The sequence below is a fragment of the Devosia sp. Root635 genome (assembly GCF_001427605.1).
Lineage (GTDB): Bacteria > Pseudomonadota > Alphaproteobacteria > Rhizobiales > Devosiaceae > Devosia.
The window spans coordinates 87,034-102,468 of the sequence record NZ_LMGZ01000020.1; the positions used below are offsets into that span (position 1 = coordinate 87,034).

The window sequence follows — 15,435 nt, forward strand, 5'->3', positions numbered from 1 at the left end:
TGGGTTCGCGTTCGCATCGGCGTTGTTCCTGGGATGCGGGCAGGGGGCAGGATTTACTGGAATGCCGCGCGCGCCAACGGGTTGGCGCGGCCCGGCAGGCTGGGGACGTTGCATGATTGGTCTGGTTCTGGTGACGCACGGCGCGCTTGCCAATGAATTCAAGTCGGCCCTTGAACATGTCGTGGGGCCGCAGGACTTCTGCGAGACCATCGCCATCGGTCCCGACGACAATATGGAAAATCGCCGCAACGATATCCTTGCCGCCATCGACAAGGTCGATGATGGCGCCGGCGTCATCATCCTCACCGACATGTTCGGCGGCACCCCATCCAACCTGGCCATTTCGGTGATGCAGAACCGCGATGTGGAAGTGATTGCCGGGGTGAACCTGCCCATGCTGGTCAAGCTCGGCCGCGTCCGCGCCGACATGGACATCAAGGATGCGGTGAACCTGGCCCAGGAGGCAGGCCGCAAATACATCACCGTCGCCAATTCCATCCTGGGGGCCGGCTGAACATGCGGAGGGCACCGTGATGGATGGCGCAGCCGGCGGCAGCCGGGCCGTTGCCCAGCAACTGACCATCGTCAACCGCAAGGGCCTGCATGCCCGCGCCTCGGCCCGCTTCGTGCGCACCGCCGAGTGCTTCGACGCCACTATTCACGTCATCAAGGACGGCACATCGGTCGAGGGCAATTCGATCATGGGCCTGATGATGCTGGGCGCCGGGCCGGGCAGCACCATCCTGGTGCAGGCCAGCGGCAAACAGGCCCGCGAAGCGCTGGAGGCGATCGTGGAACTGGTGAATAACGGGTTTGATGAGGATGTTGAGGGCGCGTCGGGGTAGGGGCCATCCGAGAACCCCACCCCACTCCCTCGCCCTCCTCAGGCGCTGGGAGGCGGCACTGTGCCATGGGCGTGCGCCCACCCTCCCCCTTGAGGGGAGGGTAGCGTCGCTCGGCCCGCAGGGCCGTAGCAGAGCTGGGGAGGGGTGGTTCCGTGGGTGACTGAAGGACCCCCTCCCYCAATCCCTCCCCTCAAGGGGGAGGGAGGCGAAGGAACCGAGGGTCCCAACGCATGAAGCGCCGCTRTAGCACTCGCCCCGTGTGGAGGGGGAAGCCTGGCCGGTGATTGAGGCTGGACTGGAGCGAGGCCACGTGAAAGGAGACCGTCCCGCGATGCCGGCGCTCAGGCTCCATCCTCGTCTTGGCGACGGCCGCCGGATACGGCGGGCGCGATCCGAGCGCACGGCGATCTCCGCGTGTTGGACCGACGCAGCTTACTGTGCGTCGCTGCGGAACGCATCAACAATGGCGACGATGATCGCAGAGGTGGTGGAACTCGCCTGCTCTGCTTACATTGACCCTGCGCAAGGCGGAGGCATCTATGCGGCGGATGATTGCCGGTATCGGCGGGCTGGGGCTGGCGCTGGTGCTGAGCCAGTTTCCCGAATATGCCCAGCAATATACCCAGCGCCTGGGCGGCGCGGTGGATGAATTGCGCGTCATTACCGAGGATTTCGACCGGGCGGCAGCCGAGGGTGGGCTGGACCGGGCGACGGCGCTGGGACGCTACGAGGCCTCCAACGACGATTTCCTCGCTGGACGCGGCACCTCGATGAGTGCCACCTTCCAGCGTTATGAACAGCTCAGCGCCACGCTGGCGCGTATCGAGAATGCCGATGCCATCGAGCGCTTCCAGGCGCTGCCGGCCTATCTCGACAGCGATATCGGGCAGCGGACGCTGGAAAGCTACAAGCCGGCCGTGCCCGTCACCCTGGAGGGCATTCTCTATGCCGGCGGCGGCTTCATCCTCGGTTACCTGGCGCTGTCGGGCCTGTGGCGCTTCGTGACGCTGCCGTTCAGGCGCCGACGCTACGCCGCCTATCGGTAGCCGGATATAAACATTCCTTTATATCTATGTTGATCCAGGGCGCGCCCTTGCGTATAGCAGGTGTAACCACGCCCAATTGTCATTGCCGGAGCATTCTGATGAGCCAATCGACCGACTATGCGGTCCGCGATATTTCCCTCGCCGCCTTCGGCCGCAAGGAACTCGATATCGCCGAAATCGAAATGCCCGGCCTGATGGCCATCCGCGCTGAATATGCCGCTGCCCAGCCGCTCAAGGGTGCACGCATTGCCGGCTCGCTGCACATGACCATCCAGACCGCCGTGCTGATCGAGACGCTTGTGGCGCTGGGCGCCGAGGTGCGCTGGGTCTCGTGCAATATCTTCTCGACCCAGGACCATGCCGCGGCCGCCATTGCCGCCGCCGGCATCCCGGTCTTCGCCCACAAGGGCGAAAGCCTTGAGGAATACTGGGAATTCACCGATCGCATGATGGACTGGCCGGGCACCACGCCCAACATGATCCTCGATGATGGCGGCGACGCCACCATGTATATTCTCACAGGCGCCAAGGCCGAGAAGGACATCTCCATCCTCGACAAGCCGGGCAATGAGGAAGAGGAAATCTTCTTCGCCACCATCAAGCGGCGCCTGGCCAGGAACCCGACCTTCTTCTCGACCATCCGCGCCGCCATCCGCGGCGTGTCCGAGGAGACCACGACGGGCGTGATGCGGCTCTACCAGCTCCATGCCAAGGGCGAACTGCCCTTCCCGGCCATCAACGTCAACGACTCCGTGACCAAGTCCAAGTTCGACAACAAGTACGGCACCCGTGAATCGCTGGTCGACGCCATCCGCCGCGGCACCGACGTCATGCTGGCCGGCAAGGTCGCCGTGGTCTGCGGCTATGGCGATGTGGGCAAGGGCTCGGCGGAATCGCTGCGCGGTGCCGGCGCCCGCGTGCTGGTGACCGAAGTCGATCCGATCTGCGCCCTGCAGGCCGCCATGGAAGGCTTCGAGGTGGTGACGCTGGAAGAGGCCGCCCCGCGCGCAGACATCGTCGTTACCGCCACCGGCAACAAGGATGTGCTGACGCTCGACGACATGCGCAACCTCAAGGACATGGCCATCGTCTGCAATATCGGCCATTTCGATAATGAAATTCAGGTCGCCGCCCTGCGCAACTTCAAGTGGACCAATGTGAAGCCGCAGGTCGACCTGGTCGAAAAGCCCGACGGCAAGCGCCTGATCCTGCTCTCCGAAGGGCGCCTGGTGAACCTGGGCAATGCCACCGGCCACCCCAGCTTCGTCATGTCGGCCAGCTTCTCCAACCAGACCTTGGCGCAGATCGAGCTGTGGACCAATGGCGACAAGCTGGAAAAGAAGGTGCATGTGCTGCCCAAGCATCTCGACGAGAAGGTCGCCGAGCTGCACCTGGCCAAGCTGGGCGCCAAGCTGACCAAGCTGACCAAGGAACAGGCCGACTATATCGGCGTCTCGACCAACGGGCCGTTCAAGTCGGGCGAATACCGGTACTAGGCTGGCGGAATTATGAATTTGGGCGCCCGTGGCTTTGGCTGCGGGCGCTTTTCTTTGGGCCGGTGCGCGTGGGGAGTGGGGGCCGATCGATAGCAAGCGGATGTTTCTGCTTCGTTCTCCGTCAATCCCCGATATCGATACTTTGCCCATAATGCACAGCCATTAAGACTCTTTTAGCCGATTCCCTGGGCCGGTATGGTCATGGTGATTCGGTTGCTGGGGGACACGCAGCCGGTTCGAAGAGGGCCGGATTCCCTGAGGACTCCGCGTTTGGCCCCTTCGCTTGAGTTGAGGCGTACCGGTTCATCGAGAACCGGGCTGGCAACAATGATTTTGACCTAGAGGGCCGCGCATGGCGCCGGATCGATTCCGGAAGCATTGGGGATTCGCACCACTTGCGGCAGCCCCTCTTACCCTGATGACGGCGGTCCCCGCCCTCGGCCAGGGGCTCAATGCGGCAAGCTTCGTCAGCGCCGCGCCACTCGCCATTACCGTTGGCGCGGGGGCTTTCGCCCTGCTGGCCATGGCCGTGATCCGCACCATGCTGGTCGATGGCAAGGCCGCGCGCCACCGCGCCGCCGGTCAGATCGCCGGCCTGCGGGCCATGGTCGATGAATATGAGGCCTTGCTCTCGGGCACGCGCGAAGTCACCATCCTGTGGGCGGAGAATGGTGAAGGCGCGCCGCGCCTGCTCGGCCAGGCCGCCTCGGTGCTGCCGCCGGGCCGTCAGCCCGAAAGCGTACTCAATTTCCCGAGCTGGCTGTCGCATGGCGATGCCGACAAGCTGGCGCGGCTGCTCGAAGATTTGCGTGTGCATGGCCATGCCTTTGCGGTGAGCCTCAATGCGCTCGATGGACGGCTGATCCGGGCCAATGGCTGGGTGCTGGGCGGCGGCGCGGCGATGCGGCTGCGGCCGGCCTTTCTGCAGCCGGAAGCCGAGCCGGGCCTGGTCGCGGCGGCGGCCACGGGCGATGTCGCCAGCGTCCGCGCCATTCTCTCGGCCCTGTCCAACCCCGCTTTCGCCCGCAATCTTGACGACCGGCTGATCTACGCCAACCAGGCCTATCTGCAGCTCGCCAAGGCGTTGGGTAAATCCGGCACCGAAGGGGCGCCGCCCGAACTGCTCGATACGGCCCAGTTGCGCCAGCACCTGCTCAACTGCGCAAGGACCGACAAGCCGGAAGCCGTGAACGTGGCCTGGCCGGGGCAGGGTGGGTTCGAGCTGGTTGAATTCGCCATAGCCGGCGGTCGCGCCGGCTACCTGCGGCCGTTGGAAGACGCCAAACCTGCCGAAAGCGGCCTTGCCCATATCGGCGGCATTATCGGCGCCCTGGCCACCCCGATCGCCATTTTCAACGCCCGCCGCGAGTTGATCCAGTTCAACGAGGCCTACGCCAAGCTGTGGAATCTCAGCCGCAAATTCCTGGTACCGGGGCTGGATGAGCGGGCCATCCTCGATAAGCTGCGCACCGATGGCATGCTGCCCAGCCAGGTCGATTACCAGACCTGGCGCAGCCAGCATCTGCAGAGCTACACCCGCAAGGAGCCGCACGAGAACGAGCCCTGGCACCTGCCGGACGGGCGCACCATCAAGGTGATCTCGGCCCCGTCGGGCCCACAGGGCGGCGTGATCTATGTCTTTGAAGACATTACCGAAAGGCTCAAGCTGGAAAGCAGCAACAAGGCCTTTTCCAACGTGCAGCGCGAAACCATCAATGCGCTGAGCGAGGCCGTGGCGGTGTTCGGCACCAACGGGCGGCTGACCCTCAGCAATCCGCGCCTTTCGGCCCTGTGGAAACTGCCGGTCAACGAACTGGGGCAGAACCCCCATATCGACCAGATCGCCGAAGTCAGCGGCCGCGCCATTCCCGAAGACGGCGCCAGTATCTGGCGGGATCTCAAGCGCGGCATCATCGACCTCAACCCCACCCGCTCCGACCAGACCGGACGGCTCAATCGCTCGGACGGTCGGCTGCTCGACTATGCCATCACCCGCCTGCCCGACGGGCAGACCATGATGACCTTTCTCGATGTGACCGAGAGCGCCAGCTATTCCAAGGTGCTCAAGGAACGCAACGATGCCCTGGTGGCCGCCGACCTGCTCAAGGATGCCTTCGTCGAGAATGTTTCCTACGAATTGCGCTCGCCGCTGACCAATATCATCGGCTTTGCCGACCTGCTGGCCGGCAGCGAGGGCGGGAGCCTCAACGAGCGGCAGCGGGCCTATATCGACTATATCCGGGCCTCGTCGGTGACGTTGGGCGTGCTGATCGACAATATTCTCGACCTGGCCTCGGTCGATGCCGGCATTGCCGAGCTTCGGCCGGAACTGCTTGATATTCCAACGCTTGTCGACAAGGCACGGGCCGGGCTTTCGGCCACTTTCCCCGAAATATCGGGCGAAAAGCCGATCAACCTGGCGGTCGATATCGAGGACGGCATGCCGCCCTTCATCGCCGACGGCACCCGCATCGTGCAGGTGCTCTATAACCTGCTCAGCAACGCCGCCCGCTTCTCCCCGCCGGGCGGCGAAATAAGGCTGGCGGTGAGCCAGCGGGCCGACCGCATGCTCTTCGTCATCGAGGACGAAGGCCCTGGAATCACTGATGAAATGCGCGCCGCCATCCAGACGCGGATCGATACGCCCAGCGGGCGACAGCGCGGGGCGGGGCTGGGGCTGGCCATCGTCAAGACCTTCGTCAACCTGCATGGCGGCACCATCTCGGCCGAAAAGCGCGAGCCGCGCGGCAGCCGCATCATCGTCAACCTGCCGCGCGACAGCGCCATGGCCGGCGTGGCGGAGTAATGACTCGCCTGTTGGCCGACGATGCCGCGACGGAAGCCCTGGGGGTGGAGCTGGCAGAGGCCCTGAAACCGGGCGATCTGGTGGTGCTCGAAGGCGATCTCGGCGCCGGCAAGACAGCTCTGGCGCGCGCCATCATCCGCGCTCTGGCGGGCGATCCGCTATTGGAGGTGCCCTCGCCGACCTTTGCCCTGGTGCAGCCCTATGAGACGGCAAAGGGCCCGGTGCTGCATGCCGATCTCTACCGGCTGGGCGATCCGCGCGAGGTGGATGAACTGGGGCTGACAGACAATCCCGAAGCCATCGTGCTGGTCGAATGGGCGGCGCGGGCGCCCGAAATCGTGGCGGCGGCGACGGTTACCGTGAGCCTCGATATCCCACCCGGCGGGGTGGGGCGCAGGGTGACGGTGGCGCGTTAGCGCTGCAGCCTTCGCGTTAACACACTGTTAGCATCGAGCACCGCCGATCGGCGCATTGGCAATGCAAATGCGCCTGCCGGAAGAGGCAAGGGCTTGTACTATCCGAACGGGATTTCAGAGCCAGCGGCGCGTGGCGCCGGCATAGGTGAACCATTCGGCGCCAAAACCCTGCGCCAGCCTGGCCTCCTCATGCGGCACGACGAGCCGGTCGAGCAGTAGCCAGAGCAGCGGCAGGCCGAGCAGCGCCCATTCGAGGCTGAGGGCGAGGCACGCGCCCGCCAATACCAGCAGCAGCCCGATATAGAACGGGTTGCGGCTCCAGGCGAATGGGCCCGATGTCACCAGCGCCTGCGGCACCGCATTGGGCCTGGTGGTCGTCCCCGCCGCCGTGAGCGCCTGCGCCGCCCGCATTTCGAGCGCGAAACCACAGAGGGCGAGGGCAATGCCGGCCCAGGTGAGCGGCGCGGTGAACCCGGCCGGTGGCAGCAGCGGCACCGGCACGACGAAATCGAGCAGCAGCACGCCGGCAACCACCATGGCGGCATAGGCATCGGGGATAAGTGGTTGGCGCGGTGTCTCGGGCATGGCTCCATGATAGGCGCGGCGGGACGCCGGGGGCAATGATAGGCGGGATTGCGGGCGCGGGGATAAGCCGGTGTTGCCGGCGCGGTGGCGCCATGCTTGTCTCGGTTTACGGGGCGGGATTACTCCCCGGTTCATTGATTGTCACGGGTAGTCGCCGAACCAATCGACAAGACGAGCCCTGTGTGTAGCCTTGGCACGTGCCAAACGGAGCCTGCGCAAATTCGCGCGAGGCTGTACGTTACGCTTAGGATCATAGAACTGCACATTTCGCGAAAACATAGGCACAAATAGTGGATTGGTTTTGATGACACCTCCGGCATCTGGGAGCCACCCATGCCTGACGCCCTCATAAGCAAGCAACCAACTCGGGTCGTGAAACTGAGATGTACCGAGTTGCTTCAACCAAGATTTTTCTGGCAGCTTCGGCAGCAAGCCGAGGTGGCGCAAATCCAGCAGGACGATCTTGAGCGCTGACCCATCGTTGACGTCAGCTAGATCGCTTACGCGAGTCTGAGCCAAGTCATGTCGCAAGCCCCGCAGTAAGTGAAGGGACCAGATGGCTTCAAAGGTATGGCCAGATTCAAGCGACTGTTCAAGCATCGGCACGAACCGGGACGCTATTCGGTCCTTATCGAGTTTGAAGCCTTCGTGATTCAGGTTGAGAAGCAGAATACATGCGCTGTCGATGATGCGTGGATCGACCGCAACCGATCTGGTTACGAACGACTGAATGGCGGGAATGTCGTCCCAGTTGAATCTCGAAGCTATTAACACCGCATAGACATACGCCAACACTGAATCGGCCGGAGATCGTATCTGCTCATTGATCGCGATCTTAAGGTATTCCTGAAGGCGATCACCGGTCAAAGCGCGCCCAGACTTCAGGTTGATGAGGCGCGACCGCCATTCTGGGAACGAACTCTCCGACACATGCCGTATCCCGGTCTTTCTGCCATTGATGTCAAGGCCGAGCTCCTGGTAGGCCCTAATTACGGCAGCCAGGCGTGCCTCGGCGTCCTCTAAGGTCTTACTGCCAATAAGCCAGTCATCCTGAAGCCTATCTGCTTCATCGCTAGTCAGGCCTGTCGCAGCCTGCACGTTCTCATCGACGTAAGACGAAATGATTTCAGCAATTATCCGAGAAGAGTCTGGCCCAATTGGTATCCCGACGGTTTGACTTCGGTTGCACTTCCTTACCGCAATGTCCAATTGATCCCCGAGCGATAGGATGTATTTCTTAGGATTCCGTTTGTAGACATTCTTTCCATACGCCGCCCAAGCGATGGAGTGTGTGTAAATCGAAGGATAGAACCGAGCAATGTCGGTTTCGGTAATCCAATTGCATACAGATGCAATGGCTTCCTGATGCGACCGGTGTAACGCGAAATCAGGAGTTGGAATTGCTCTTACGTTTGAGTCATTCAGATCAAGCGCGTCGAAGGCATACTTACTTCTTGAAATCCATGAAGATATTGTAGTCCAATTGCGTGAAATTAGGTCGTTTAACACCGCTTGAGATAGCGGGTGAACTATTTGAAGAAGTCGCCGCTCTCGATGGCCTTTGGGCATGGAAAACGTCTCGGGTTCCGTCTCCGCAACGGACTTCAATTTTGGTGGCTTACGGTACTCCGCATGAAGCACACCCGTTGAACTCCAGTCACCAAGTATGTCCCTAACATGGGTCCCAAAGTCGCGAGTGGTGAACGTTGGGGGAAGCGCAGTTGGAAAATATCCTTTTCCGCACAGCAAGCTTAATCGGTCTAGTGCCAAGATTGCCCCCCAAAACTTCGGCCAGAAGCGATCATAGCGGCCTATACTTATAAAAGCACCGCCTCCAACACTTCCCTACGCCTTCCCATCCAAGCCGCACTCCTCGCCCGCCAGGCCATGGCCCAAAGGGCCTCGACCGGCGCGGTGCTGTCCGGGGTGAGCGCGGCTTCGACCGCTTCGTTGGCCGCGTCGGGGATCGACGGGGCCGGCCTGTTCCCAGTCGATGAACCCGGTGGGCAGGCCGTCCTGGGCGAGAATGTTCCAGTCGCCCAGATCGCAATGGCCGATGATGCGGGCGCCGTCGCCCAGGGCGCGGCCGAACCAGTCGCGCCAGATGGCGTCGGGCGGCGGGGTGAAGGTGCGGCTGAGGCGGTGGAAAGTGGCCAGCATCTGGCCGAGGGCGAAGTGGGCCTCCTCGGGCCAGGGACCGGGATGGGGTGAGGCGCCGGGAAGGTAGGTGAGGGTTTCGCGGCCCTGCGCGTCGAAGCCGCTGCCAACCACACGAGGCGCACCGGCAAAGCCTTCGGCTTCGAGGTGGCGGAGGAGGGCATGGACGGCAGGCGCCCAGGGGCCGGTCTGGCGGTGGACCACGTCGCCGATGCGGCTGACTTCGGTGCGGCCGCCGCCGGTGAGGGGGATTTCGGTATCGGACATGGTGGTCCTCCGGTGTTCCAGTCGACACCCTCCCCCTTGCGGGGAGGGATCAAGGGTGGGGGATGTTTGGCCCGGATATCGAGGCTCTCGCACCCCCACCCAGCTGCGCTAGGCCCTTTGGGCCAAGCTTCGCTGCCCTCCCCGCAAGGGGGAGGGTGGGTCCGGTGGGGGGCGAAACGTCGGTGGCGAAGCCGACCTTCTCCTGGCACGGTGCGTGGGAAGGCCCCCTCACCCGGCGCTGCGCGCCGACCTCTCCCCCAAAGGGAGAGGTGAAGAGCGCTAATGCGCCCCATCCCAATCCCGCGCGGCATGCGCGTCCACCTGGATCGGTACGGTTAGCCGCACCGCCGGCTCTGCCGCGCCCTCCATGACGCGCTTGATGACCGGCATGGCGGTCTCTTCGGTGCCTTCGGGGACTTCGAAGATCAGTTCGTCATGCACCTGCAGCAGCATGTCGGCTTCCACGCCCGCCTTTGCCAGTTCGGGCTCCATGCGGATCATGGCGCGGCGGATGATGTCGGCGGCAGAGCCCTGGATGGGGGCGTTGATGGAGGCGCGTTCGACGAAGCTCCGCTCGGCGGCGTGGCTGGAATTGGCGTTGGGGAAGTTGATCTTGCGGCCGAAGATGGTCATCACATAGCCATCGACTTTTACCCGCCGGCGCTGCTCGTCCATATAGTCCTTGATGCCGGGGAAGCGCTCGAAATAGGTCTTGATATAGTCGCCGGCGACGGAGCGCTCTATGCCGAGCTGGTTGGCCAGGCCAAAGGCGGAAATGCCGTAGATGATGCCGAAATTGATCGCCTTGGCGCGGCGGCGAACGTCTGACGGCATGCCCTCGACGGGGACGCCGAACATTTCGGACGCGGTCATGGCGTGAATGTCGAGGCCTTCCTCGAAGGCGTCCTTGAGGGCCCCGATATCGGCGATATGGGCGAGGACCCGCAGCTCGATCTGGGAATAGTCGGCGCTGATCAGCACCTTGCCGGGGGCGGCGACGAAGGCGGTGCGGATCTTGCGACCGTCTTCGGTGCGAACCGGGATATTCTGCAGGTTGGGATCGTTGGAGCTGAGGCGCCCGGTCAGCACCGAATGCTGGGAATAGGTGGTGTGAACGCGGCCGGTGCGCTGGTTCATATATTCGGGCAGGGCATTGGTATAGGTGCCCATGAGCTTGGTGAGCTGGCGCCAGTCGACAATGGTGCGGGCCAGGGGCACGCCCTTGAGGGCGAGGTCTTCGAGCACATCGGCGCCGGTGGACCAGGCGCCGGTCTTGGTCTTGGTGCCGCCTTCTAGCCCCATGCGATCGAAGAGGATTTCGCCGAGCTGCTTGGGCGAGCCGAGGTTGAAATTGGAACCGGCCAGCTCGTAGGCCTCGGCCTCCAGGGCGGCGGCGCGCTGGGCGAAATCGCCCGAGAGGCGGGCGAGAATCTGGCGGTCGACATTGATGCCACGGCCTTCCATGCGGGCGAGGACCGGGGCAAGGGGCCGCTCGATGGTTTCGTAAAGCGTGGTCATGCCCTCGGCGGCGAGGCGGGGCTTGAGGATGCGCCAGAGGCGCAGGGTCATGTCGCTGTCTTCGGCGGCATAGCGGGCCGCCTTGTCGATATCGACCTGGGCGAAGGTGATCTGGCTCTTGCCCGAGCCGATCAGGTCCTTGATCGACTGGCCGGGCACGCCCAGCCAGTGATCGGCCAGTTCGGACATGGTGTTGAATTGCGGGCCATCGAGCGAATAGCTCAGCAGCAAAGTGTCATCGAGGGCATTGACCACGATATCGTATCGGGCGAGCAGGCCGAGATCGTATTTGCCATTGTGGAAAATCTTGAGGATGGAACGGTCGGCCAGGAGCGGCCGCAACATGTCGAGGGCGAGACGGATATCCATCTGGCCCTCGGCCTTGCCGCCGCCGAAAATGTCGCCTTCGCCCACGGAATGGCCGAGGGGGAGATAGGCGCCGTTGCCGGGCTGGGTGGAAAAGCTGAGGCCGACGAGATCTGCGGTCTGGTTGTCGAGGCCGGTGCTCTCGGCATCCACGGCGACGAGGCCTTCGCGATAGGCCATGTCGATCCAGCGTTGCAGATGGGCGGCGTCGCGGATGATCTCGTAGTTTTCCGGCGTCCAGGCAATGGCCTTGGTGGCCTCGTGCATGGCGGCGGCATGCAGCACCACGGGCGAAGTGGCGCGGCCCTCGGCCTCCTGGCGGGCGGCGCGGGCTTCGGCGCGGGCTTCATTGTTGAAGCCGACGGGGGAAGCGGGCACGGCGGCAATGGCCGGATCGGGCTCCCAGGCGTCCGGATCGGCGCCGATCAGCCCGGCCAGGCGCTTGGTGATGGTGGCGAATTCCATCGCCTTGAGGAAGGGAAACAGCTTGCCCGGCTCGACCGGCTGGCGGGCCAGGGCAGCAAGATCGAGGGTGACCGGCACATCCTGCGCCAGGGTCACGAGGCGCTTGGAGAGGCGCGCCAGATCGGCATTGGCGATGAGCTTTTCGCGGCGGGCATTCTGCTTGATCTCGCCGGCATGCGCGAGCAGGTTTTCGACAGTGCCATAGGTGTTGATCAGCTCGGCCGCGGTCTTGACGCCGATGCCGGGCACGCCGGGGACATTGTCGACGCTGTCGCCGCAGAGCGCCTGCACGTCGATGACCTTGTCGGGGGTGACGCCGAACTTGTTGAACACTTCCTCGACGCCGATCCAGCGGAGCGGCGGCTGGCCGGGGCGGGGAATGGTATCGAGCAGGCGGATGGAGCCATCGGGCTCGACCAGCTGCATCAAATCCTTGTCGGAGGAGACCACGGTGACCTTGCCGCCGGCATCGCGCGCCATGCAGGCATAGGTGGCGATGATGTCATCGGCCTCCCAGCCCTCCATCTCGATGGATTCGATATTGTAGGCGCGGGTGGCGGCGCGGGTCAGCGGGAATTGCGGCACCAGCTCGGGCGGCGCCGGCGGCCGCTGAGCCTTGTATTCGGCGAAGAATTCGTCGCGGAATGTCTTGCCCTTGGCATCGAAGATGACGGCCATATGGGTCGGCTCGTCTTCGCCCTTGAGGTCTTCCATCAGCTTCCACAGCATGTTGCAGAAGCCCTGCACGCACCCCACCGGCAGCCCGTCGGACTTGCGGTTGAGCGGGGGCAAAGCGTGAAAGGCGCGGAAGATATAGCCCGAGCCATCGACAAGCAGCAGATGCATGAAACCGATTCCGTCGTGAACGAAGGCCGACTTTAAAGCATCGTGCGGAAAAGTGGGAACCGGTTTTGCGCGAAGACGATGCGGCCCGCCCGTCTCACCTCCGCCTTGTTTGCATTCCAAGGATAGGCAGCGCGGTCACAACACGATACGGTGGCGGCGTGGCTCATTTGCTGGTCAGAGCAGGTCGGGCCCCAAGCCAGATATGATGGCACGCGATGACGGCGTTTGTTGTTGGCTGGACTCCATCCGTCTTGATGAAAATCCGAGCATGGACTTCCCCGCTATGAAGCCTGCAATGGTGCTGGTTGTGGACGACGACGCATTGATCAATATCGGCACCGTCGACATGGTGAAGGACCTGGGCTACCAGGCGCTGGACGCCTATTCCGGCCCCGAGGCCCTCGATATTCTTGCCAGCAACAGCCAGGTCAGCATCCTCATCACCGACTATGCCATGCCCGGCATGACCGGGCTGGAACTGGCCGACCGCGCCCGGACGCTGCGGCCCGACCTGCATGTGCTGCTGGCCACCGGCTATGGCGACCTGCCCAATGGGGAGGTCAGCGACTTGCCACGGCTCGACAAGCCCTTCCTGCAGGCCGACCTCGTCGCCTATCTCAAATCGGTATTGGCCGAAGCCTGAGGCGCTAGCGCGTTTCCAGCAAAAGTGGCGACGGGTTTGCGGTTCGGAAACGCTAGCGCAGGCCGGCGGCGTCGAGCAGGCCGGCCCGCTTGGCATCGTAATAATAGCCGCGGGCATAAAAGCGGATGGCCTGGTCGGAATTGCCTCTGGCCGTCATATAGGCGCCGGCCAGGTAGCGCACGGCATAGCGCAGGTTGGTTTCGGCATCGAGCAGGCCGGCGGGCGCGCCGCGATAACCCATGCCGGTCGCCGTGGCGTGGCTGATCTGCATGAGGCCGTAATAGGGGCCGTTGCGGGCGGCGGCATTATAGCCGCTTTCGCGCACGATGACGCGGCGGACCAGGGCTTCGGGCACGCTGTATTGCTGGGCATAATGGGCGATCAGCCCGTCATAGGCATTGCCGGCATAGCCCAGCGCCAGCGGGGCGGCCGGCACCACGGCCGCATCGGGCACATGCCCGGCCGGGGTCGCCGACGGCGTCGCGAAGGAGGCCAGGGCCGCAGTGGCCGGACCGGGCGCCGGTTTGAACGAGCTCATCGAACAGCCCGAGACCAGCACGGCCAGCATTGCGGCCGCGCCAAGCAGTCTTGCGCCATCGCCGATTGTCGTCACTCTTGCCATGCCGTCACTCTACAGCATGTCTCCCCAAAGCGGGCACCGGTTTGGGGACAGGACATGCGTTAAACAAGAACCAAAGCGCCCGGAGCGAATCGGAAGGATCGCGCCGCGCTTCAGCAAGGAACCGTTGTGGCGCGATAGGAGCCAATCGCGGCAACCTGATGGCGATTTGGTGGCATCGTCGTCAATCCGTCCAGGGGCGCCGCCGCGGACGACCCGTACGGCGACCGGCGGATCGTCCCGGCGCGCGGCGGGAGCGCAAAACGCCCGTTGCGCGGATCACCCGCTTTGGTTAGGTTGCGCCCTGTTCAGCCCGGGCCCGCCCCGCGCAACGGATGCACCCGTAGCTCAGCTGGATAGAGCGCTGCCCTCCGAAGGCAGAGGTCGTGAGTTCGAATCTCGCCGGGTGCGCCAAAAGTTTCGATATTTCAGTTACTTAGAGGCCATGGTGGCGAGCGGTGCGTTCGTGGCAAGCTCCGCGTAAGCGCCAGGCGTCGGTACTTTGCCAAAATCGAGGCACTGATCCTGATGGAAAAAGTCGCCAACCCCCTGATTCCGCTCGCAAACTATGCGCCCGCAAAGATCGTAGTTGCGTGACCGCTGCCCACGAGGGCAGTGCCGACGGGATCCGTGTGACTCGGCAGTTCGGCGATAATGTCGCCGATGCTTGCAGCTCCGGTAGCGTCGACGACGGACAGAATCTGCACCTGGACGCTGGGCGTAAGCAGGATGTGTCCGACCAGACCCGGATGAACCGGGCCGCAATCGACCACCCTGGTGGCTTCGTTGGAAGGAAGATGAGAGTTGCGTGCGGCCGCGGGGCCGCTATTAGTGGCGTTAGCCATCATCGTACTGCCTCTTACAGTATGGTGCTGGTCAGGTCGACGGCGGGTTTGCAGACCTACCGTCGGCCGCCCTTTTGCAGAGGGCGGTTTCAACCAGTCGATGCCGGGATTGGCATCTTTTCTTAGCCTGCCGGATCCTCGCTGGAAAAGTCAAAACCAAACAAATGACGTGGTTAATTTGCGCTAAATTCGCACTCAACCCACTGAGATTCAAGATTAATTTCAACCAAACTTGGAACCTCCGCGCCTGCGGCGGCTCCGCTCCCGCCTTTTCAGAACAACGAACCGACGATAGGCGCGGTCGCGCTAGTCCTGTTGCCGATGCCGTCTCAGTACATCCAGTGCCAGAGGAGGTGGCGCGCGAGCTCGACGCCATCATCGCCCGACGCCATCATCGCCCGACGCGGTCGGCCACGGACGGTGGTCAGCGACAACGGCACCGAGTTCACCAGCATGGCCATCCTGCGCTGGTCGCAGGACCGGTAGATCGACTGGCACTACATTGCGCCCGGCAA

At 63.4% G+C, this 15,435-nt stretch carries 11 protein-coding genes, 1 tRNA gene and 1 pseudogene; 8 read left to right on the plus strand and 5 right to left on the minus strand.

The genetic code is table 11. The annotated features are described in order from the left end of the window. The first annotated feature begins 112 nt into the window (after positions 1 to 112). From ASD80_RS13370 to tsaE, 6 genes are all read left to right on the plus strand, one after another. Positions 113 to 514 carry a PTS sugar transporter subunit IIA gene (locus tag ASD80_RS13370; protein ID WP_056233651.1) on the plus strand — a complete coding sequence of 134 codons (402 nt, stop codon included), beginning with the start codon at positions 113 to 115 and terminating at the stop codon, positions 512 to 514. A gap of 19 nt (positions 515 to 533) precedes the next feature. Beyond that, on the plus strand, positions 534 to 845 hold the full coding sequence (locus tag ASD80_RS13375) for an HPr family phosphocarrier protein (RefSeq protein ID WP_056233653.1): 312 nt from the start codon (positions 534 to 536) through the stop codon (positions 843 to 845). A gap of 539 nt (positions 846 to 1,384) precedes the next feature. After that, positions 1,385 to 1,891: a DUF2937 family protein gene (locus tag ASD80_RS13380; RefSeq protein WP_082555274.1), complete on the plus strand. Its 507-nt coding sequence runs from the start codon at positions 1,385 to 1,387 to the stop codon at positions 1,889 to 1,891. 98 nt (positions 1,892 to 1,989) lie between these two features. Then, positions 1,990 to 3,387, plus strand: coding sequence for an adenosylhomocysteinase (gene ahcY, locus ASD80_RS13385; RefSeq protein WP_056233655.1), 1,398 nt, complete (start codon positions 1,990 to 1,992; stop codon positions 3,385 to 3,387). Positions 3,388 to 3,805: 418 nt separating this feature from the next. Next, entirely contained in the window at positions 3,806 to 6,193 is a 2,388-nt protein-coding gene (locus ASD80_RS13390) for a sensor histidine kinase (protein WP_056233656.1), read from the plus strand. Continuing rightward, complete coding sequence (gene tsaE, locus ASD80_RS13395) at positions 6,193 to 6,609, plus strand: tRNA (adenosine(37)-N6)-threonylcarbamoyltransferase complex ATPase subunit type 1 TsaE (RefSeq protein WP_056233658.1); 417 nt, start codon at positions 6,193 to 6,195, stop codon at positions 6,607 to 6,609. The genes ASD80_RS13390 and tsaE overlap by 1 nt, the downstream gene beginning before the upstream one ends. A 114-nt stretch (positions 6,610 to 6,723) precedes the next feature. Here tsaE and ASD80_RS13400 read toward each other — a convergent pair whose 3' ends face one another. The 4 genes from ASD80_RS13400 to polA all read right to left on the minus strand — a co-directional run bounded on the left by ASD80_RS13400 (position 6,724) and on the right by polA (position 12,813). Further along, the gene (locus tag ASD80_RS13400) at positions 6,724 to 7,194 is read right to left on the minus strand and encodes a methyltransferase family protein (protein ID WP_056233659.1); all 471 of its coding nucleotides are present in this window, start codon (positions 7,192 to 7,194) and stop codon (positions 6,724 to 6,726) included. A gap of 141 nt (positions 7,195 to 7,335) precedes the next feature. Beyond that, positions 7,336 to 8,763, minus strand: coding sequence for an RNA-directed DNA polymerase (locus tag ASD80_RS13405; protein WP_156460450.1), 1,428 nt, complete (start codon positions 8,761 to 8,763; stop codon positions 7,336 to 7,338). Between the two features lie 276 nt (positions 8,764 to 9,039). Further along, positions 9,040 to 9,618 carry an aminoglycoside phosphotransferase family protein gene (locus ASD80_RS13410; protein ID WP_056233663.1) on the minus strand — a complete coding sequence of 193 codons (579 nt, stop codon included), beginning with the start codon at positions 9,616 to 9,618 and terminating at the stop codon, positions 9,040 to 9,042. A gap of 279 nt (positions 9,619 to 9,897) precedes the next feature. Further along, positions 9,898 to 12,813, minus strand: a complete 2,916-nt coding sequence (gene polA / locus ASD80_RS13415) for a DNA polymerase I (protein WP_056233664.1) — start codon at positions 12,811 to 12,813, stop codon at positions 9,898 to 9,900. Between the two features lie 268 nt (positions 12,814 to 13,081). On the opposite strand from polA, the gene ASD80_RS13420 reads away from it, so the two are divergent. Further along, positions 13,082 to 13,456 (plus strand): response regulator, encoded by a 375-nt coding sequence (locus tag ASD80_RS13420; protein WP_200950321.1) that lies wholly within the window; start codon positions 13,082 to 13,084, stop codon positions 13,454 to 13,456. 52 nt (positions 13,457 to 13,508) lie between these two features. On the opposite strand, the pseudogene ASD80_RS19080 reads toward ASD80_RS13420, so the two are convergent. Then, positions 13,509 to 13,847 (minus strand): annotated as a pseudogene (locus ASD80_RS19080) (transglycosylase SLT domain-containing protein); the annotation flags it as partial. A gap of 565 nt (positions 13,848 to 14,412) precedes the next feature. On the opposite strand from ASD80_RS19080, the gene ASD80_RS13430 reads away from it, so the two are divergent. Continuing rightward, a tRNA-Arg gene (locus tag ASD80_RS13430) sits at positions 14,413 to 14,489 on the plus strand. Positions 14,490 to 15,435 lie beyond the last annotated feature (946 nt).